The sequence below is a fragment of the Bacillus sp. 22483 genome (genome assembly GCF_052044605.1).
In the GTDB taxonomy this organism is placed as follows: Bacteria; Bacillota; Bacilli; order Bacillales; family Bacillaceae; genus Bacillus; species Bacillus altitudinis.
In genome coordinates this window covers 184476-203744 of the sequence record NZ_JBQENU010000006.1, presented here as the reverse complement: position 1 = coordinate 203744, position 19269 = coordinate 184476, and the positions used below count along the sequence as shown (strand labels likewise).

Genomic DNA, 19269 nt, shown 5'->3' with positions numbered 1-19269 from the left:
CAACTTTCTGTCATGGAATGAGAAAAAACTTCTCCAAGAAAGGAGAAGTTCTTAAACTCCATACGTCGACCAGAGGTCTTTGACAAGACCGGACAGGTAAGGGGTGCTATTTACGATCACATCTGCTAACATTGATTTGCTCATCATGGTTTGAAGCGCATCGACTGGAAGTAATGCAGCCACAAACAATAGAATAAACACAAATAGATAGGTTTCAAGAAATCCTAAAACAGCGCCAAGCAGTTTGTTGACCTGTTTAATCACAGGGATACTTGCAATGGTTGTGAGCAATCCGCCGATGATAGCGAGCAGGATTTTGGTCAAGATAAACAGAATGATAAACGCAATGGTATTATAATAAGCTGTTTCTAGATTCCCACTAAAGAAAGCGAGCTGCGCTTGACCGCCGCTAAAATTAGGTGCTGGAATCCACGTAAGCTGTGGTGCAAGTGACTGATAAAACAGAGAAGCCACTAAAATAGAAACAACAAAGCTAATCAATTTAATAAATTGAAGAATAAACCCGCGTTTTAGACCGACAAGCGTTCCCATAAGAAGCAAAAACAAAATGATGATATCGATCACGGTAATTTCATTCCTTTTCTTTTAGATGAAGCTCTAGTTTTTCGTATTGCTCTTTTAATTTCAAGTAGTCGTGGACGACATTGACTGCTGTCAGTACAGCTAATTTGTTTATATCAAGGTATGGATTTTTTTCATTGATTTCTCTCATTTTATCATCAACAATTGAAGCAACATGTCGCATATGCATCTTCGTTTCTTGACCGATGATCGTATAGGACTGTCCGTAAATCTCAACTGTTGTTTTCGTTTTACCGCCGTCAGACAACGTTTCTCCTCCATTCCACGAGAATCCTAGTCTCTATCATAACATGTTTAGACATTGAATGGAAAGACGAGCCCTTCCCTGTTATGGTACACTTTAGAAATCAATGATATCAAGGTAAAAAGGAGTTATCCACTGTGCCCCAATCCGTCTTAAAAGCAACATCAGAAGACATGAAAAAAATGAAGAGCGTGTACGCTCAGCATTTAACTGACACTTTGCCGCCAGGCGCTCTATTTCAAGCAAAGGTTCCCGGCTGTACGATTACAGCCTACAAATCTGGAAAAGTACTGTTCCAAGGACAAAAGGCAGAAGCTGAAGCAAGTCAGTTCAACCATTTACAAGCAGCTGAAACAAAAAGCAAAAAAACACCATCCATCACACAGTACAGCCCACCACCCGGCATTGCTTCCATGTCGGTTATTGGCTCAGATGAGGTCGGTACTGGCGATTATTTTGGACCCATTACGGTCTGTGCGGCTTATGTTGATTCCAGTCAGCTTGCTCTCATGAAAGAGCTCGGGGTGAAAGACTCAAAAGGACTAAAAGATCCGCAGATTATCAACATTGCCAAAGACTTGATCAAAACCATCCCGTTCAGCCTTCTCGTGCTTCGGAATGAAAAATACAATGCGATGCAGGAAAAGGGCATGAGCCAAGGGAAAATGAAGGCACTGCTTCATAACCAAGTCATCACCTCCGTGCTAGAAAAACTGGATGGCAAGAAACCAGAAGCCATTCTCATTGACCAATTTGCCGAACCAGGCATTTATTTCAGGCACCTTGCGGGGAAAAAGATCATTCGGGAGCGTACATATTTTAGTACGAAAGCAGAAGGCATCCACTTATCGGTTGCTGCAGCTTCTATTATTGCAAGATATGCTTTTTTAATTGAAATGGATAAATTATCAAAAGCAGCGGGCTTTGACATTCCAAAAGGGGCCGGTCCGCATGTTGACAAAGCGGCAGCAAAGCTGATGAAACATCACGGCGAAGAGGCTTTACGCCAATTTACAAAACTTCATTTTGCCAACACCCAAAAAGCGAAAAAATGGTTATAATCAAAAAAGAGCTATCGCCCATAAGGCAATAGCTCTTTTTATTATCCGCGCAAGACGGCTTGATACGTATCTTCTAATGCTTTCAATACGTTTGTATGAACAGCCGTGACTTCTTCCTCGGTCAACGTTTGTTCTGGGTTTAAATATTGCAGAGAGAATGCAACAGATTTCTTGCCTTCTTCCATATGCTCACCCTCATACACATCAAAGACGGAAAGGTCTGTGAGCAATTGGCCGCCAGCTTCATAAATGACTTGCTCCAGCTGTCCGCTTGAAATATGTTGATCGACGACAAGTGCGATGTCTCTTGTCACTGCTGGGAATCTCGGAATTGCCGTATATTTCATATCCTCTGCTTCAGACGTCATTACATCTGTTAAATCAAATTCAAATACATACGTTTCTTTTAAATCTAATTCCTTTTCCACTACTGGATGAAGTGCAGCTACAAAGCCAATCACTTTTCCATTTAAATGAACATCGGCTGTACGTCCTGGGTGAAGGCCCTCACGCTCTGCTTGAACATACGTGATCTCTCCTGATACACCAAGCTTTTCAAACAGCCCTTCTGCAATACCCTTCGCTACATAAAAATCGACAGCTTTTTTCTCGCCCTGCCAAAGATTTTTATGCCATAAGCCTGTCAGCGCACCAGCGACATGTTCTTTCTCCACCGGTTTTGCCCCTTCAGCTTCTGCTAAGAACACAGAACCCGTTTCATAAAAGGCAAAAGAATCAGCTTGTCTTGCTAAGTTATATGCAACAGAATCAAGTAAGTTCGGCAGAAGGCTTTGTCTCAGCACACTTCGTTCCTCACTCATCGGCAAGGAAAGTCTTGTTTGATAAGCTGGATTTAAAGCAAAGGCTGTGGACTTATGCTGATTCGTTAATGAATACGTAATCGCTTGAGAAAGCCCTGCGCCCTCTAAGAAACGTCTCACCTTTCTGCGCTTCACTTGGTATGGCGTGAGACCGCCAACGGTACCAGCTGTCGCAGGGAGTGTAGATGGAATATTGTCGTAGCCATATAGTCTCGCGACCTCCTCAATGAGGTCTTCTTCAATCGTAATATCCATTCTGCGGGAAGGAACCGTTACGACAAGCACATCATTTGATTCGCCCACAGTAAAGCCTAGTTTGTTGAAAATCTGAATCATATCTTCTTTTGAAATGCTCATACCAAGCACCTTGTTCACACGCTCAGTTGATACGTGGATGACATTCATACTTGTTTCAAGGTGGTTTTCCTCCACAGTCCCGCTTAACACTTCACCACCTGCATAGATGCTGATCAATTGCGCTGCTCTTTCGGCTGCTGATTTCGTCCGCTGCGGATCGAGCCCTTTTTCAAATCTTGTGCTTGATTCACTGCGAAGCCCTAAGTCTCTAGATGCTTGACGGACGGTTTGACCGTTGAAATATGCCGCTTCTAAAAGAATCGTTGTCGTCTCATCACGCACCTCTGATTCAAAACCGCCCATGACGCCTGCAACAGCATGCGCTTTTGTGCCATTTGTAATGACAAGATGCTTCGAAGACAATGTACGTTCTTGTTCATCCAGAGTTTGAATCATTTCATTTTCAGCCGCTTTACGTACGACCACCTGCTTTGAACCAAAGCGGTCATAATCAAAGGCATGTAGAGGTTGGCCGTATTCAAGTAAGACAAAATTCGTAATATCCACGACGTTGTTAATTGGGCGGATACCTGCATTCATCAATCTTGTTTGCATCCAAAGCGGTGCTGGTCCAATCTTTACATTTTTAATGATCTTCGCTGCATAAAGTGGATTCGCTTCTTGATCCTCAATTTTAACAGAAATATAGTCTGCTGCTTTTTCAGAAGAAGTGTCATGCGCTGTATCAGGAAGCTTGATGTCTCTCCCTAAAATGGCGGCAACCTCATAAGCCACTCCTAGCATATTAAGGGCATCGGCACGGTTTGGTGTTAAGCCAAGTTCAAGTACCGCGTCATCTAATTGAAGCGCTTGAAGGGCATCATCTCCTGGTTTCACGTCATTCGGGAAAACAAAGATGCCTTCTGCATATTCTTTTGGTACGAGCTTGCTCTCTACGCCTAATTCTTGCAGAGAACAAATCATGCCATGAGACTCTTCACCGCGCAGTTTTGCTTTTTTAATTTTAAAGTTTCCAGGAAGGACTGCACCAACCGTTGCGACAGCCACATGCTGTCCTTTATCCACATTTGGAGCCCCGCATATAATTTGCACCGGTGCGTCTTCGCCGATATCAACAAGACATTTGTTTAATTTATCCGCATTCGGATGCTGTTCACGTTCAATGACGTGTCCAACGACAACGCCTTTGATGCCTTCGCCTTTATACTCAACGGCTTCCACTTCAATTCCGCTTCTTGTGATTTTCTCTGCTAATTCATCCGGCTTGATGCCTTCTAAATCGACATAGTCCTCTAACCATTTATATGAAACAAACATGTTGATTTCCTCCTCTTAGTCCTGCTTAAATTGCTTCGTGAATCTAATATCATTTGTGTAGAAATGACGAATGTCATCTATGCCGTATTTCAGCATCGCAATACGTTCAACACCCATTCCAAAAGCAAAGCCTTGGTAAGTATCTGGATCAAATCCGCTCATTTTTAATACATTCGGGTGAACCATTCCTGCACCTAAAATTTCAATCCAGCCTGTTCCTTTACATACGGAACAGCCTTTCCCGCCGCATTTAAAGCATGACACATCAACTTCAACGGAAGGTTCTGTGAATGGGAAAAAGCTTGGGCGCAGTCTAATTTCACGATCTTCCCCAAACATTTTTCTTGCGACTGTCTCAAGCGTTCCTTTGAGGTCACTCATGCTAATATTGTGATCTACCACAAGTCCTTCAATCTGCATGAATTGATGCGAGTGAGTGGCATCATCGCTGTCACGTCTATATACCTTACCAGGACAGATGATCTTCACAGGACCTTGGCCTTTATATTTCTCAAGTGTACGTGCTTGAACGGGTGATGTTTGTGTTCTCATGAGTGTGTCTTCAGTAATATAGAAGCTGTCCTGCATATCACGTGCAGGGTGTTCTTTTGGAAGATTGAGCGCTTCAAAGTTATAGTAATCTGTTTCCACCTCTGGGCCCTCTTCAACGGTATAGCCCATGCCGATAAATAAATCTTCAATATCTTCTACGACAATCGTTAATGGATGTCTTGCCCCGATTTTGATCGGACTTGCTGGCAATGTGACATCAATGGTTTGAGAAGCCAGTTTCTTTTTCACTTCTTCTGCTTCTAGCTGCTCATTTTTTTCAGCAATGGCACCAGCAATCTGCTCTCTCACTTCATTTGCAAGTGCGCCCATTTTTGGTCTTTCTTCAGCGGAAAGCTTGCCCATTCCGCGCAGCACTTCTGTAATCGGACCTTTTTTCCCTAAATATTGAACACGAATATCATTGACTTCTTTGAGCGAGCTGGCTGCTTCAACCTTTGCTATCGCCTCTGTTTCAAGCTGTTTTAACGTTTCTTGCATGAGTGTGATCCTCCTTTTGATATACAAAACCGCTCGGATAAACGGCTGTTTGATCGTTTGAAGACAATAAAAAAACTCGTTCCTCCATAAAAGAAGGGACGAGTTGTGGTCGCGGTACCACCCTTGTTAAGCACAAATATATGTGCGAATAAGCTTCATTGACATAACGGAATCAAACGAATCCGGTTCACCTTTACGCAAAACCTGCGGTCCCGGTGACAACTCCAGAGGTGAATTCCTGTTTCAGCATTCCTTAAATGCACTTTCAGTCTACGATGCATTCTCCCTATTAGGACGCTCCGTGAAACAATCTTCCTCTATCATGGTTTTTAAAATATTAGTTTCATTATAGTGAAAAATAGGACGTGTTGCAACACTATCCGCGCAAATGATAGACAAGAACCGCTGCTGCCACAGCCACATTTAATGATTCCGCTTGTCCGTACATTGGAACATATAAATTTTGATCTGTCATTTGAAGAATCTCTGGATCAATACCTGCTCCCTCGTTGCCTACAATTAACGCAAATGGACCTTCTGATGCTATGTGTCTATACTCTTTCGCATTTTTTAAAGCAGTGCCATATACAGGTATACCTTGCGCCTTTAATGCTGGAATTGTCTGTTGTAGCGTTTGTTTTAAGATAGGCAGGTGAAAATGAGACCCTTGTGCTGAACGGAGCGTTTTTCCGTTAAACGCATCAACGGTTCCATCCCCTAGAATCACAGCATCAAGACCCGCTGCATCTGCTGTCCGAATAAGTGTGCCTAAATTCCCCGGATCCTGCACTGCATCTAACAGAAGCATTCGTTCATATTTTTTCTCCTCAAATACAGGAATTGTACAAACCGCTGCGATTTGCTGAGGTGTTTCCGTTTCCGTCATCGCAGTAAAAGCCTCTTCACTTAATTCATACAACTCAATGTCAGGCTCGATGTCAGCAGGGAGCATGTCAGGTGTTGTGATCATTAACTCTTTCACAACCCCGCTTTTTAATGCTTCTTCTACTAAGTGTTTTCCTTCAACAAGGAATAGCCCTGTTTTCGTTCGTTCTTTTTTTGTATGGAGCTTTTTCCATTGTTTAATGTGTGCGTTTTTAGCTGATTCTATATATTTCAAGCGACTTTAACTCCTTTAAATATCATGAATTTATTATATCTCAAGCACACTACATAATAAACCTGTCTTTGAGACAGAATAGGGCTATCACCATCAAAAAAGGAGTGTGGGCAATGGATTTTAATTTAAGAGGCGCAGTGATTCAAAACATTACTGGCCATAATCAAGAGCAGCTTGAGCATACGATTTTAGATGCGATTCAAAGTGGCGAGGAAAAAATGCTGCCAGGTCTTGGCGTTTTGTTTGAGGTGTTATGGCAAGAGGCATCAGAAGATGAAAAAAATGAAATTCTTGAAACATTGGAGCAGGGCTTAAAGCCTGAGCATCAGCAATAACAAGAAGCCGGTTTGCTTATCTATGAGCAAGCCGGCTTTGTTCATTTAGCCAGTGATTGGTGTCTCCATTCGAAGAGCTGGATCGCGCCAAATCTCGATCCATTTTTTAATAGCGAACACGATAATGACAAAACCTAAAATCAGCATAATCATCGAAAGCACGGCGTTCAGTACACTGTAGCCAGATGCTTCAGGATTGAGATAGACATTCGCAACCATCCAATAACCCGCATAATTCACCGTCACATATAAGTAAGCAAGTGGAATTAAACAAGTCAACATATACCGTCTTTTATCCGCAATTTTTAACACAACCGTCGCCCCAATGATTAATCCGACCGAGGCCATTAGCTGGTTTGACACGCCAAAGAGTGCCCAAATGGACCCAATGTCTCCAGAGTAAAGCAAGTATCCCCACATAAAACAAGCAAGTGCACTTGCAAAGACTGACCCTGGTACCCAGTCATTTCGTTTCAGCGGTTTATATGCTTCTCCAAAGAAGTCTTGGATCAAATATCGCGCGACACGGGTTCCTGCGTCAATCGCCGTTAAAATAAAGACGGCTTCAAACATAATCACGAATTGGAAGAAATAAGAGGCCAAATGACTAAAGAACGGAATACCCGTAAAGATGTACGCCATCCCTACAGCTAATGTAACAGCTCCACCTGTTCTTCCTTCTAAGTCAAGACCGATTTCTTTGCTTAGTTGAGGAAGATTCTCGACACTCATACCAAGCGTACGGAACACTTCAGGTGTACTATTAATTGCAAAATAATCTCCCGGATGAAGCGCAGTAGCGGCAATTAACGCCATGATTCCCACTAAACATTCTACGAGCATCGCGCCAAACGCCACCGGCTTCATATCACTCCAACGATCTAGCATTTTTGGCGTTGTGCCAGAGCCAACAAATGCATGAAAACCAGAAATCGCACCACAAGCAATGGTAATCGAAATAAAAGGCCATACAGGTCCAGCTAAGACAGGCCCTCCTCCATTTACAAACTCCGTAAACGCCGGAAATTGGATGGTTGGATTAACCACAAAGATTCCCGCAATCAGCGCGATGAAAACACCAATTTTCATAAAACTGCTTAAATAGTCTCTTGGTGCCAAAAGCAACCAAACCGGCAGGGCCGCAGCAAAGAACGCATAGATTGGCAGGGCAAGAGCAAGCGTTTTTGTATCAAGTGTTAACAAATCTCCAAGTGCTGTTCCTTGAATATTCGGTCCAAGGAATACCCCCAACATCAGTAATATGAATCCCGCAGATGTCGCCAGCTTTAAATTGCCTGTCTTTTTATAATAAAGGCCGACTCCCATCGCTATTGGAATGGTAATACCAACTGCAAAGGTTCCCCAAGGATTTCGTTCTAAAGCATGAAGCACAACCATGGACAGTCCTGCCATTGTAATTGTAATAATAAATAACATGGCGAGCCCTGTGCAAAATCCTGCAACAGGACCAAGCTCCTCTTTCGCTACCTCGGATAGTGATTTCCCCTTTTTTCGCATCGAAGCAAACAAGACCACAAGATCATGAACAGCTCCGCCAATCACCGCTCCAATTAAGAGCCAAAGGAGACCAGGTAAATACCCAAATTGTGCGGCTAAAATCGGACCAACTAATGGACCAGCAGCGGCAATTGCAGCAAAGTGATGCCCAAATGTGACCCATTTGTTTGTTGGCACATAATCTTTCCCATCCTCGAGTGCATGAGCCGGTGTAGGATGATCATCTGTGACCTTTAGTACCTTCACCATCATAAACGTGCCATAGAGGCGATAGGCAATCGCTAAAATACACATCGATCCTATCACAATTGAAACCGCATTCATTTAACCATCCCCTTTGTATAAACAATTTGTTACAAATATAACATAAATTGAGTGATTTTTCTTTCTTTTAAAACCTAGTTGACAAATAGGAATAATTGATTTAATCTAAAATAAGCTTCACCTACTTCCATAAACTCTCTTTTGACAGAGCCTCAATTGGCTCTGTCCTTTTTATTGATTTCATCTTACATAAATACAAGATAGATCACATGTGCCTTCCTCACTAGAAAAATATCACTTCATTTACTGAAAACAGTTCTTTTGACACAACTTACATTCCAAAGTTCATTTCCTGGGAAATTCAACGCAATTAAAAAACCTTTCCCCATACTGAGGAAAGGTTTTATCATTAAGAACCGTACGTAATTTGTTCGACCGTTTTTTGATCAAGTCTTTTGATGACTTCTGTTAAAAGCTTCACCGCATTTTCATAATCATCTCGATGAATCATGGCTGCATGGGTATGAATATATCTGCTTGGAATCCCGATGGATAGTGATGGAACGCCATGACCTGTTAAGTGAATACCTCCAGCATCTGTTCCTCCACCTGGCATGGAATCATATTGATAAGGAATGTTTAATTCATCTGCAGTTTGGACAACAAAATCGCGAAGCCCTTTATGAGAAACCATGGAAGCGTCGAACACAACAATCGTTGGTCCTTTGCCAAGTTTGCTTGTTGCTTCTTTTTCAGTAATACCTGGTGTATCACCTGCTACTCCAACATCAATAGCAAATCCAATATCAGGCTGGATGGTAGCTGCAGCTGTTTTAGCTCCACGTAAGCCAACTTCCTCTTGGACAGTTGCTACACTGTATGCAATATTTTCATGCTGAGTATCCTTTAAATTCTTCATGACATCAATCGCTACTGCACAGCCGATACGGTTGTCCCAGGCTTTTGCAAGAAGCATTTTTTCGTCATTCATTACCGTAAACTCAAAGTAAGGTACGATTTGATCTCCAGGGAGGACGCCCCATTCCATTGCCTGTTCTTTGCTCGAAGCCCCAATATCAATGAACATATCTGTGATTTCGATTGATTTCTTTCGTGCTTCTGGTGATAAAACATGTGGCGGTTTAGAACCAATCACACCTGTAATGTCTCCTTTTTTCGTCACAATGGTGACACGCTGCGCCAGCATAACTTGAGACCACCAGCCACCGACCGTTTGAAAACGAATATAGCCTTTGTCATCGATTTTTGTCACCATGAATCCTACTTCATCTAAGTGACCAGCAAGCATCACTTTAGGCCCATTTGCATTTCCTTCCTTCTTAGCAATTAAGCTGCCAAGGCGGTCTGTAGAGACTTCATCCGCATATGTTTCTATGTATGACTGCATGACTTTTTTTACATCACGTTCATTTCCTGGAATCCCTTTTGCATCCGTTAGGTCTTTCAGCATAGTTAATGTTTGATCTAGTTTTGTCATTCTGTGTATCCTCCTTTTTCTTCATGGTGCATTCTTATTATACAAAACCTCTTTCGTTCAATACGATCTTTTTATGAATATTTTTTCGTTAATCGAAATATTTTTTTTAAAAAAGTTGAAACCTTTTGTCTTTCTCATTCGTAGTACATCAGATAACGGTATTGGAGGTGCATCCTGTCATGTTTGTCATCCTCATTAGACTTGCTCTTGTTGCATTGCTTGTCTATATATTCTACATGGCGGTAAAATTCTTCTCAAACCCGAGAAGAAAGCTGAAACAAGCACAATTAAAAGAAGGCTTTTATTTTATGGACGAACAGCAAAATGCCCGTAAAAATTTTAATTTCGTCTATAAAGGTGTCTTGTTTGAAGGGGAGAAGCATGTTCCTTCTAAGGATCATCCTCTGTTTGTCCACTCCATTTACGTTTGGACGGAGTCACCTGAGAAGCTAAATGAATTCACATTAGAAGACTTTGAAAAACTTGAGGACAACATCATTGAACGGTATCCTCAAACAAAAATTGATTGGGATCAGCCCATCAAAAAAATCAAACAAAAAAAGGGAGCAGATACGCCGACTTAACGGCGTCTGCTCCCTTTTCAGATGAGATTGAGATAGACCAATATCACCAATTGGACAACAATTAAAGCAGGCATACCCATTTGAAAGGCAGGATGCTTCGTTTTATGACGGAAATACTGCATGCCAAGAAATGACCCAGCAGCACCAAAAAGTACTGCGGCACTCCATAAGTGCGCTTCTGATATTCTCCATTTGTGTGCTTTCGCTCGGCGTTTATCCTCTCCCATGAGACAAAACCCATAGACATTGACCAAGATGAGCAGCACGATCAGAGCGATATTCATTGATTTCACCTCACATGATGAGAAAAAAAGATCACTCCTTGGCGGAATGATCTTTTATATGACTTACTTGTCTAGTTGTGCTTTTGCAGCATCAGCAAGCTGGTTGAATGCGTTTAGGTCATTCACAGCAAGATCAGCAAGCATTTTGCGGTTTACTTCGATACCAGAAAGCTTTAAGCCATGCATTAAACGGCTGTAAGAAAGACCGTTCATACGAGCTGCAGCATTGATACGAGTGATCCATAGTTTACGGAAGTCACGTTTTTTCTGACGACGGTCACGGAAAGCGTAGTTTCCAGATTTCATCACCTGTTGGTTTGCTACTTTATATAATCTATGTTTTGAACCGAAATAACCTTTTGCTAATTTAAGAACCTTTTTACGACGCTGACGCGACACAGTTCCGCCTTTTACTCTTGGCATTGTAATTCCCTCCTATGTTTCCTATTCCAGATTACTTGATGTTTGCAAGTTGTTGTTTGATACGTTTGAAATCTCCAGCACTTACGATTGCGCTCTTACGCAATTTACGTTTTTGCTTTGTAGATTTGTTAGCGAACAAGTGACTTGTGTACGCATGAGAACGTTTAAGTTTACCAGAACCTGTTTTTTTGAAACGTTTAGCAGATCCGCGGTGAGTTTTCATTTTTGGCATTGGATGTTTCCTCCCTCTGTTACTTTTACTTTTCGACTTTTGGTGCAAGCATGAGGAACATGCTGCGTCCGTCCATCTTAGGTTTTGTTTCTACTGTTGCTACTTCAGCGCAAGCTTCAGAGAAACGGTCTAACACGCGCTGTCCGATTTCTTTATGCGTAATCGCACGGCCTTTAAAGCGGATAGAAGCTTTCACTTTATCTCCCTTTTCAAGGAATTTGATTGCATTACGGAGCTTCGTGTTAAAATCATGTTCATCGATTGTCGGGCTCAACCGAACTTCTTTTAAGCTAATGATTTTTTGATTCTTACGTGCCTCTTTTTCCTTCTTCTGTTGTTCGAATCGGAACTTACCATAGTCCATGATTCGGCAAACAGGTGGTTTTGCATTTGCAGCAACTAACACAAGGTCAAGATTGGCTTTCGTAGCAATTTCCAGAGCTTCCTGGCGGGTTTTAATCCCAAGCTGATCGCCATTTTGTCCGATCAAACGAACTTCACGCGCACGAATACCTTCATTAACTAATTGATCTTTGCTAATAGTGAGCCACCTCCATGAGATTTTGAATTGAGTTCACAATTCATTTTGACCATTTCGTTGTATGTTTTACAGGCAAACAAAAAGTGTGGGCATATAAAACACCCACACTGCGAACATTTGCATGAAAAAATAAATGTACGGTCAACCTGTCAACTACAAACATGTGTCAATCAGGTGAGAAGCGGGTGCTTCTGCTTGTGATATCTATTCAATTCGTTAACTATTCTACACAATTTTCATTTGTCCGTCAAGTAACCGAACTCTTGAAACAACTTTTTCATTTTAGCATGACGAAACGATTTGGGCAAGCCTTATTTAAAAAGAAATAAAGTCTCTTCAAATCCTTCAATTTTTCATTATCACACCGATATAAATCAAGTTGTATACATAAATAAACAAAAATATAAATCATATTCCATATAAAAAAGGATTATATATCTATTTTTTCAAAAAAATGATTGATTTTATAATTCTTTAGACTTATCATTGGAGAAGTATTCAAATTCATTTAATAAATTAAGGAAAAGTAGGGGATTTATTTGAAAAAGTTTTTTAAGATTGGGTGTCTTAGTATCATTATTCTCATTTTGATTATTATCTTTGTATCTTGTATGGCTGGGGGCGGCAGCAAAAAAGATAATACATCAAATACTGGTTCTAAAAATGCAGTAACGAGTAGCGAAAAGAAAAATGATAAAGAAAAAACGCATAAAATTGGAGATAAAGTAGCAGTCGAAGATTTTACTTATCAAGTAAACAGCGTAACAGAAGCAAAATCTTTACAAAAACAGTATATGAGCGATGTAACGACAGACGGCAAATTTGTGATTGTTGAAGTAACGGTCAAAAATACAGGTAAAAAAGGCAGAATGGTAGATACTGAGATGTTCAGGTTAATTGGCAAAGACGGCACAGAATACAAATCACTTGCAACAAATAATATGTATGTAAATGATACCGATTCAAGTTTCTTCTTAAAACAAATAAATCCTAAATTATCTAAAAAAGGCAGAATTGCTTTTGAAGTTCCAAACGAAAAGAAATTCTCGCTTCAAGTCTCATCAGGATTAGGATGGACTGGCGGTAAGTATAAGACCATTGATTTATCAAAATAATGTAAGAGTGCACATTTTTGTGCACTTTTTTTATTACTAAATAATCTATTTAAACTCTAAAACTTCTATTGTAAAATGAACATGAGCCTGTCACATGCAATTGAGGGTAACTACATACATAACAAGGGAGAAGATCATGAAAGCCGTATTTTTCGATTTAGATGATACTTTGCTTTGGGATGAAAAAAGCATTCATACCACTTTTCAGGAAACATGCAGGGAAGCGGAAAAGAAATATGGACTTGATCCAGAATCGTTTGAACAGATTGTGCGTGAAGAAGCAAGAAAGCTGTACTCTTCTTATGAAACATATGATTATACTGTCATGATTGGCATTAATCCTTTTGAAGGACTGTGGTCCAATTTTAGTGAGCCGATTAGCGAAGGCTTTCAAAAGCTGAACGCCCTTGCACCAGAGTATCGCAAAAACGCTTGGACAAACGGCTTAAAAGAGGCAGGAATTGACGATGAAGCATTTGGTCAATACTTAGCAGATTTCTTTGCAGCAGAGCGCAGAAAACGCCCGTATGTCTATGAAGAAACGTATCCTGTTTTAGAGCGCCTGAAGGGCAACTATGAATTACTTCTTTTAACAAATGGAGATCCTAGTCTGCAAAAAGAAAAACTTGCAGGTGTCCCGGAACTTGCCCCTTACTTTAATGAAATTGTGATTTCAGGAGATTATGGGAAAGGAAAGCCTGATCCTGGCATCTTTGAGCACTGCCTTCAGCTGTTAAATCTCACAAAAGGTGACGTCATCATGGTAGGAGATAATCCAAAAACAGATATTCTCGGCGCTTCTCGCGCTGGCATCCAAACCGTTTGGATCAATCGTCATGGCAAGAAAAATGAAACAGATGTGACACCAGATTATGAAATTAAAGACTTACACGAATTGTTTGATATTTTAAAATAAACCATAGGAAAAACACCCTTCTCCTGATCAAGATTGGGTGTTTTTTCGTTTTCGGCTATACAATTGCTGCTAAACTTTGTGCTTGACGATCTAAGCCGCGTGCTGCTTCTCCTACATTCATGAATTCCTCGCTTGCTTGCTTGACAAGATCCCGGTTTGTAAACACGCTTGTCTTTGCACGGCTTGTTCCGTTGCTGACCTTTTCAACTTCTAAATGGATCGCCTTCACATAACGATCCACCTTTACGATCGCTTCCTTTGAATCTGTCGCAAGCTTACGGATTTCTGCCGCGACGACACTAAAGCCATTTCCATAGGAACCCGCATGCGCAGCTTCTATGGCCGCGTTCAATGCGAGCAGCTGCGTTTGGGAAGCGATACTGTTAATCGTTGTAGCAATTGAGCTGATCGACTCCACCTGCTCTGTTAACCCTTCTAGCAAACTCATGTTTTGATCCGTTTCATTCGCAATATGTTCAAAAGAAGCATTTACACTTTGACTATGCTGGATGCCGATTTCCGCTCGCTCCATTAATTTTGCAGACATATCTTTTAGGTCTTCTACTACCTGCTTCATTGTGTTTTCTCTCTCCGTAATATCTGTTGCCACTTTCACGACAGCCACTACGTTCCCCTCTTCATTGAGCACTGGTGTATACGTCGCTTCAAGCCATAAGGTGTCACCGTACTTCGTGATCCGCTGCACCTTTTCCTGAAACACTTGACCATTTTTCAAACGCTTCCAAAACATTTGATAACTTGCGTCTTCTGCAATATGCGGAGGACAAAACTGTCTATGCTTTAAACCAATCATTTCTTCCTTTGAATATTTCATGGCTTTTGCAAAAATATCATTGACCCATAGGACCTTACCTGTGACATCAAATTCAATCATCGCCAGTGAGTGCTCTAACGCACGAAGCACAGCTGATTGCTCCAATACTTGTGTTGATGAAGTGTTTGTTGTTTGAATCATCGCTTTCATTCCCCCAATTTGCCTCTCTCTAATAGTACATACTTACCCATACTTTCGTACTATCTAAACGTATCATTTGCGCAAATGGATCACTAGTGGAGAATTTTTTTCCATAAGAAAAAAGCCAGCAACCTCAATAGATGAGATCACTGACTGTTTCGTGCGCCTTCATTATTTTTTTGCTTCTGCGACTGCATGTTTCACAAAAGCTTCGAGGTCCATTGTTTCTGAATCTTGTTCCCCATATTTTCTTACATTGACCGCGCCATTTTCTGCTTCTTGATCACCGACAACTAGCATGTACGGAATCTTTTGCATTTGCGCTTCTCTAATTTTGTATCCTATTTTTTCATCACGACTGTCTAGTTCTACACGCAGTCCTTCAAGCTGCAAACGTTCTTGCACTTTTTTCGCGTAATCTAGATGGACAGATGGTGAAACCGGGATGACTTGGAATTGTACAGGTGCCAGCCATGTTGGAAGAGCTCCTTTGTATTCTTCAATTAAGAAGGCAACGAAGCGTTCCATTGTGGACACAACTCCTCTATGAATGACAACTGGACGATGGTGTTTTCCATCTTCTCCGATATATGTGAGATCGAAACGCTCTGGAAGTAAGAAGTCTAGCTGTACAGTAGACAAAGTCTCTTCTTTTCCAAGAGCTGTCTTTACTTGGACGTCAAGCTTCGGACCATAAAATGCCGCTTCGCCTTCTGCTTCATAGTAGTCATGTCCAAGCTCGTCCATTGCATCTTTCAGCATAGACTGCGCTTTATTCCACATTGCATCATCGTCAAAATACTTCTCAGTATCTTCTGGATCACGGTAAGATAAGCGGAATGTGTAGTCATTCAAGCCAAAGTCTTGATACACTTCTTCAATTAGGCGAACTGTACGAATGAATTCGTCTTTGATTTGATCTGGACGAACAAAGATATGAGCATCGTTTAATGTCATCCCGCGAACACGTTGAAGGCCGGATAAAGCACCTGACATTTCATAGCGGTGCATTGTACCAAGCTCTGCAATCCGAATTGGCAATTCGCGATAGCTATGCGGCTCGTTTTTGTAAATCATCATATGGTGCGGACAGTTCATTGGACGGAGGACAAGATCTTCGTTGTCCATTTCCATCACAGGGAACATGTCTTCTTGATAATGCGCCCAGTGGCCTGATGTTTTATACAATTCTACACTCGCAAGAACGGGTGTATACACATGCTCATAACCAAGGCGTACTTCTTTATCAACAATATAACGCTCAATGACGCGGCGAATTGTTGCCCCTTTTGGCAGCCAGAGCGGAAGACCTTGGCCCACCTTTTGAGAGTTCGCAAACAGTTTCAATTCCTTGCCTAGTTTACGGTGATCACGCTCTTTTGCTTCTTCAAGCAGACGTAAATGCTCGTTTAATTCTTCTTTGCTGAAGAAAGCTGTTCCGTAAATACGCTGAAGCATTTGGTTGTTACTGTCGCCTCTCCAGTAAGCACCTGCAAGGCTTAACAGCTTGAATTCTTTGATTTTCCCTGTAGACGGCAAGTGAATACCTCGGCATAGATCGAAGAATTCACCTTGCTCATAAATTGTGACGGCTTCGCCTTCTGGGATTGCTTCTAACAGCTCTAGCTTCAATTCATCGCCAATTGCTTCAAAGCGTGCTTTCGCTTCTTCTCTTGAAACTTCAATGCGCTCAATCGGCAAATTGCTGTTAATGATTTTTTTCATTTCTTTTTCAATCTTTGGTAAATCTTCAGGTGTAATCGCTACATCGATGTCGACATCATAGTAAAAGCCATTTTCGATGACAGGGCCTACGCCAAACTGGACGTGATACTCTTTTCCATAAATGCGTTTGATTGCCTGTGCAAGCAAATGCGCTGTGCTGTGTCGCATAATATCGAGCGCTTCTTCACTCTTATCTGTGATGATCTCGATTGTTCCACTTTCTAACAGCGGCGTACGCAGATCTATTTCTTTGCCGTTCAATTTACCGGCAAGCGCTTTTTTCTTTAGGCCTGGGCTAATTGATGCCGCGATGTCTTCTGTTGTAGCTGTTTTGTCAAACTCCTTGACTGCTCCATCTGGAAATGTAAGTTGAATTTGTTCTGACATCTCTAGTCACTCCTTTTTTTGGCAATATAAAAACCCCGCCCCCTGGAAAGGGACGAGGTTGAATAAACGGAATCGTGGTTCCACCCTTTTTCCCGTATTTGCAGCTTGCTTTGTCAAAAACAAATACGGCTTGTGGTTCAATAACGGGAATTCCCGTCAGCTATTACTAAACAGTTCACAGCTGATGTTCAAAGGTGGTAAAGCAAATGTTCCTACGCTAGGAAGCTTTCAGCCACGGCTTCCCTCTCTTTAAGCGGGTGTTCATTTGTTCATGTCCTTATCAATACGGTCTCTGTATGAAGTTACACCGTATTATAAAACGTTTTTTCGTGAAAATCAAGAAAGCTTTTCACTTTTCTTTTCCAAATGACTAGGAACAAATTGAACATGCTGTTCCTGAAACGAATGAGGAGGGAATACCTCAACTCTTTCTTGAAAAATATTTTGAATGGTTTGCACCATCGAGTGACCCGTATCATCTGTAAATAGGTCAATCTTTTGTGGCGCAATGGATACAAGCGGTGCAATCAACTGCGAATCAATATACATTGGATGCTCTCTTACAAACTGTCTGTCTATGTATTGTTTTTGATCACGCTCAGAAGCGTACCGAAATTCCCAAATCATCAGGCGGTCCTGATGTACAACATGTACTTTTTCAAGCTTAGGTTCTCTTGACATCACATAGTCTCGAAGGGATTGAATAAAGTTTTGATATTCTTGTTCCATTTTATATTCTTCGATGGATACTTCAACATAGTTCTTCAGCCTTCTGTCATACGCTGAGAGCCTAAATGTCATAAATGAACCAATGGAAAAAACACCTTTCTGTAAAGAAATCGTCTCAAGCTCTTTTTTTAACAGATCCTCCCTCGGCGGGTCTTGATGAATTCCAGGGATATCATCTAGATCCCCTTTCATGATGCTATGTGCGATTGAAAGAATTTGGTGCTGCTCTTCTGGATCTTTAAATAAGTATGTGTTTTCAAGGATGCTGCGCATGCGTTCATTTTCTTTGCATTCCAAAAAAAAGTGAATCAGTAATGTCCGCACAATGTGCTCTATGGCTTCTCCTGATTTCTTCGCTTCTATGAGAAGCCGGTCTTTCCCTTGTTGAATCGAAATGTGATGCCGACTGTCCAAGTGTTCAGCAAGATGTAAAAAAGCGGCGGTATCATATTCATCTTCAAAGATTATTTCAAGCATGTTTGTCCCCCCTAACGACATCTGTTACATATATATGGGGAGAACATAAAAAATAGACGCCTAAAATAAATCAGGCATCTTTCTTTTTAAAATCAGTGGCACTGAGATAAAGATCAAATAAATCAAACAAACAATCGCTAAGGCGGCATAATTTCCGCTTACAAAGCTTGATCCAAGGACATTTAACGCCACAGTACCAGGTATTAACCCTAAAAAAGTCGCTGCCGCAAATGCACGATAATTCGCACGTGAAGCTGCTGCAGCATAACTGACAAAATCAAAGTGAATGGGCGCAATGCGTAATAAGAGGATATAAAGAAATCCATGCTCTTGAATACGGGACGTCACCGCTTTTAGCTTCCGATTGCTTGATTCGGTTTCCTGCTTGTTTGAACGGAAGGTTGAGGCAAGCAGGAAAGATCCTGTTGCACCTGCTGTCGCGCCAGCTAAGGCATAAATGGTCCCAAGGACACTGCCGAATGCCAAACCTGCTGCTAGCGAAAAGACGGTGAGAGGGACAAGCACAAATGGACGAAAAAGTGATAAGAAAAGAAAGACAAAGGGAGCTAGCATCCCAAATTGAAGAATCCAATTCTTCACATCTTTCGGCGACAGTTGAAAATGCTGTTTGTTGAGCCACCATAGCACAGCAGCTAGGACGCCAATCACGAGGAAAAGCAGCCATTTTCTTTTATTCATTTCATCCGCTCCCCTTCACGTGACCTATCTTT

The 19269-nt window shown here is 41.4% G+C and carries 20 protein-coding genes and 2 other annotated features; of the genes, 5 read left to right on the top strand and 15 right to left on the bottom strand.

Annotated features, from left to right (window positions below; genetic code table 11):
* Nucleotides 1-51 precede the first annotated feature (51 nt).
* Together ACTJJQ_RS11500 and zapA are read right to left on the bottom strand one after the other, a co-directional pair.
* A complete protein-coding gene (locus tag ACTJJQ_RS11500) occupies nt 52-585 on the bottom strand; it encodes a CvpA family protein (protein ID WP_025207758.1) in 534 nt (177 codons plus the stop codon).
* Between the two features lie 7 nt (nt 586-592).
* Nucleotides 593-850 (bottom strand): cell division protein ZapA, encoded by a 258-nt coding sequence (gene zapA, locus ACTJJQ_RS11495; protein WP_008345998.1) that lies wholly within the window; start codon nt 848-850, stop codon nt 593-595.
* A 134-nt stretch (nt 851-984) separates the two neighbouring features.
* On the opposite strand from zapA, the gene rnhC reads away from it, so the two are divergent.
* Complete coding sequence (gene rnhC, locus ACTJJQ_RS11490) at nt 985-1908, top strand: ribonuclease HIII (RefSeq protein ID WP_254000711.1); 924 nt, start codon at nt 985-987, stop codon at nt 1906-1908.
* A gap of 41 nt (nt 1909-1949) precedes the next feature.
* Here rnhC and pheT read toward each other — a convergent pair whose 3' ends face one another.
* The 3 genes from pheT to ACTJJQ_RS11475 form a co-directional block, all read right to left on the bottom strand.
* Entirely contained in the window at nt 1950-4364 is a 2415-nt protein-coding gene (pheT, locus tag ACTJJQ_RS11485; protein WP_440600215.1) for a phenylalanine--tRNA ligase subunit beta, read from the bottom strand.
* Between the two features lie 15 nt (nt 4365-4379).
* On the bottom strand, nt 4380-5414 hold the full coding sequence (gene pheS, locus ACTJJQ_RS11480) for a phenylalanine--tRNA ligase subunit alpha (RefSeq protein ID WP_008346004.1): 1035 nt from the start codon (nt 5412-5414) through the stop codon (nt 4380-4382).
* A gap of 376 nt (nt 5415-5790) precedes the next feature.
* Nucleotides 5791-6534 carry a TrmH family RNA methyltransferase gene (locus tag ACTJJQ_RS11475; protein WP_035701950.1) on the bottom strand — a complete coding sequence of 248 codons (744 nt, stop codon included), beginning with the start codon at nt 6532-6534 and terminating at the stop codon, nt 5791-5793.
* Between the two features lie 113 nt (nt 6535-6647).
* Here ACTJJQ_RS11475 and sspI point away from each other — a divergent pair, with 113 nt between their 5' ends.
* Entirely contained in the window at nt 6648-6869 is a 222-nt protein-coding gene (gene sspI / locus ACTJJQ_RS11470) for a small acid-soluble spore protein SspI (protein ID WP_008346010.1), read from the top strand.
* Nucleotides 6870-6914: 45 nt separating this feature from the next.
* Here the strand turns inward: sspI and cstA are convergent, their stop codons facing one another.
* A complete protein-coding gene (cstA, locus tag ACTJJQ_RS11465; RefSeq protein WP_039168858.1) occupies nt 6915-8711 on the bottom strand; it encodes a carbon starvation protein CstA in 1797 nt (598 codons plus the stop codon).
* Between the two features lie 349 nt (nt 8712-9060).
* Complete coding sequence (locus ACTJJQ_RS11460; protein WP_017358255.1) at nt 9061-10149, bottom strand: M42 family metallopeptidase; 1089 nt, start codon at nt 10147-10149, stop codon at nt 9061-9063.
* A 179-nt stretch (nt 10150-10328) separates the two neighbouring features.
* Between ACTJJQ_RS11460 and ACTJJQ_RS11455 the strand changes: the two genes are divergently transcribed.
* The gene (locus ACTJJQ_RS11455; protein WP_046527305.1) at nt 10329-10733 is read left to right on the top strand and encodes a hypothetical protein; all 405 of its coding nucleotides are present in this window, start codon (nt 10329-10331) and stop codon (nt 10731-10733) included.
* Nucleotides 10734-10750: 17 nt separating this feature from the next.
* Here ACTJJQ_RS11455 and ACTJJQ_RS11450 read toward each other — a convergent pair whose 3' ends face one another.
* From ACTJJQ_RS11450 to infC, 4 genes are all read right to left on the bottom strand, one after another.
* Nucleotides 10751-11017 (bottom strand): DUF1294 domain-containing protein, encoded by a 267-nt coding sequence (locus ACTJJQ_RS11450; RefSeq protein ID WP_008346019.1) that lies wholly within the window; start codon nt 11015-11017, stop codon nt 10751-10753.
* Between the two features lie 63 nt (nt 11018-11080).
* Nucleotides 11081-11440 carry a 50S ribosomal protein L20 gene (gene rplT / locus ACTJJQ_RS11445; RefSeq protein WP_007501659.1) on the bottom strand — a complete coding sequence of 120 codons (360 nt, stop codon included), beginning with the start codon at nt 11438-11440 and terminating at the stop codon, nt 11081-11083.
* A gap of 31 nt (nt 11441-11471) precedes the next feature.
* Nucleotides 11472-11672, bottom strand: coding sequence for a 50S ribosomal protein L35 (rpmI, locus tag ACTJJQ_RS11440; protein WP_003216324.1), 201 nt, complete (start codon nt 11670-11672; stop codon nt 11472-11474).
* Between the two features lie 25 nt (nt 11673-11697).
* Complete coding sequence (gene infC / locus ACTJJQ_RS11435) at nt 11698-12213, bottom strand: translation initiation factor IF-3 (RefSeq protein ID WP_024718649.1); 516 nt, start codon at nt 12211-12213, stop codon at nt 11698-11700.
* A gap of 71 nt (nt 12214-12284) precedes the next feature.
* Nucleotides 12285-12416: a sequence feature (ribosomal protein L20 leader region), on the bottom strand.
* Nucleotides 12417-12752: 336 nt separating this feature from the next.
* On the opposite strand from infC, the gene ACTJJQ_RS11430 reads away from it, so the two are divergent.
* Nucleotides 12753-13328, top strand: a complete 576-nt coding sequence (locus ACTJJQ_RS11430; RefSeq protein ID WP_017358258.1) for a DUF4352 domain-containing protein — start codon at nt 12753-12755, stop codon at nt 13326-13328.
* 136 nt (nt 13329-13464) lie between these two features.
* Nucleotides 13465-14244 (top strand): HAD family hydrolase, encoded by a 780-nt coding sequence (locus ACTJJQ_RS11425; RefSeq protein WP_076822409.1) that lies wholly within the window; start codon nt 13465-13467, stop codon nt 14242-14244.
* A gap of 55 nt (nt 14245-14299) precedes the next feature.
* Here ACTJJQ_RS11425 and ACTJJQ_RS11420 read toward each other — a convergent pair whose 3' ends face one another.
* From ACTJJQ_RS11420 to ACTJJQ_RS11405, 4 genes are all read right to left on the bottom strand, one after another.
* Nucleotides 14300-15220 carry a methyl-accepting chemotaxis protein gene (locus tag ACTJJQ_RS11420; RefSeq protein ID WP_017358260.1) on the bottom strand — a complete coding sequence of 307 codons (921 nt, stop codon included), beginning with the start codon at nt 15218-15220 and terminating at the stop codon, nt 14300-14302.
* A 171-nt stretch (nt 15221-15391) separates the two neighbouring features.
* Nucleotides 15392-17332: a threonine--tRNA ligase gene (gene thrS, locus ACTJJQ_RS11415; protein ID WP_048001859.1), complete on the bottom strand. Its 1941-nt coding sequence runs from the start codon at nt 17330-17332 to the stop codon at nt 15392-15394.
* A 45-nt stretch (nt 17333-17377) separates the two neighbouring features.
* Nucleotides 17378-17625, bottom strand: a binding site (T-box leader).
* A gap of 43 nt (nt 17626-17668) precedes the next feature.
* On the bottom strand, nt 17669-18538 hold the full coding sequence (ytxC, locus tag ACTJJQ_RS11410) for a putative sporulation protein YtxC (protein WP_008346029.1): 870 nt from the start codon (nt 18536-18538) through the stop codon (nt 17669-17671).
* 60 nt (nt 18539-18598) lie between these two features.
* Nucleotides 18599-19237, bottom strand: coding sequence for a TVP38/TMEM64 family protein (locus ACTJJQ_RS11405; protein WP_058336551.1), 639 nt, complete (start codon nt 19235-19237; stop codon nt 18599-18601).
* Nucleotides 19238-19269: the final 32 nt, after the last annotated feature.

Bases quoted from the DNA above. Each gene is read 5' to 3' on its own strand.
- pheT (WP_440600215.1), bottom strand. From the start codon at position 4,364: ATGTTTGTTTCATATAAATGGTTAGAGGACTATGTCGATTTAGAAGGC.
- pheS (WP_008346004.1), bottom strand. From the start codon at position 5,414: ATGCAAGAAACGTTAAAACAGCTTGAAACAGAGGCGATAGCAAAGGTT.
- sspI (WP_008346010.1), top strand. From the start codon at position 6,648: ATGGATTTTAATTTAAGAGGCGCAGTGATTCAAAACATTACTGGCCAT.
- cstA (WP_039168858.1), bottom strand. From the start codon at position 8,711: ATGAATGCGGTTTCAATTGTGATAGGATCGATGTGTATTTTAGCGATT.
- ACTJJQ_RS11460 (WP_017358255.1), bottom strand. From the start codon at position 10,149: ATGACAAAACTAGATCAAACATTAACTATGCTGAAAGACCTAACGGAT.
- ACTJJQ_RS11455 (WP_046527305.1), top strand. From the start codon at position 10,329: ATGTTTGTCATCCTCATTAGACTTGCTCTTGTTGCATTGCTTGTCTAT.
- ACTJJQ_RS11450 (WP_008346019.1), bottom strand. From the start codon at position 11,017: ATGAATATCGCTCTGATCGTGCTGCTCATCTTGGTCAATGTCTATGGG.
- rplT (WP_007501659.1), bottom strand. From the start codon at position 11,440: ATGCCAAGAGTAAAAGGCGGAACTGTGTCGCGTCAGCGTCGTAAAAAG.
- rpmI (WP_003216324.1), bottom strand. From the start codon at position 11,672: ATGCCAAAAATGAAAACTCACCGCGGATCTGCTAAACGTTTCAAAAAA.
- ACTJJQ_RS11425 (WP_076822409.1), top strand. From the start codon at position 13,465: ATGAAAGCCGTATTTTTCGATTTAGATGATACTTTGCTTTGGGATGAA.
- ACTJJQ_RS11420 (WP_017358260.1), bottom strand. From the start codon at position 15,220: ATGATTCAAACAACAAACACTTCATCAACACAAGTATTGGAGCAATCA.
- thrS (WP_048001859.1), bottom strand. From the start codon at position 17,332: ATGTCAGAACAAATTCAACTTACATTTCCAGATGGAGCAGTCAAGGAG.
- ytxC (WP_008346029.1), bottom strand. From the start codon at position 18,538: ATGCTTGAAATAATCTTTGAAGATGAATATGATACCGCCGCTTTTTTA.
- ACTJJQ_RS11405 (WP_058336551.1), bottom strand. From the start codon at position 19,237: ATGAATAAAAGAAAATGGCTGCTTTTCCTCGTGATTGGCGTCCTAGCT.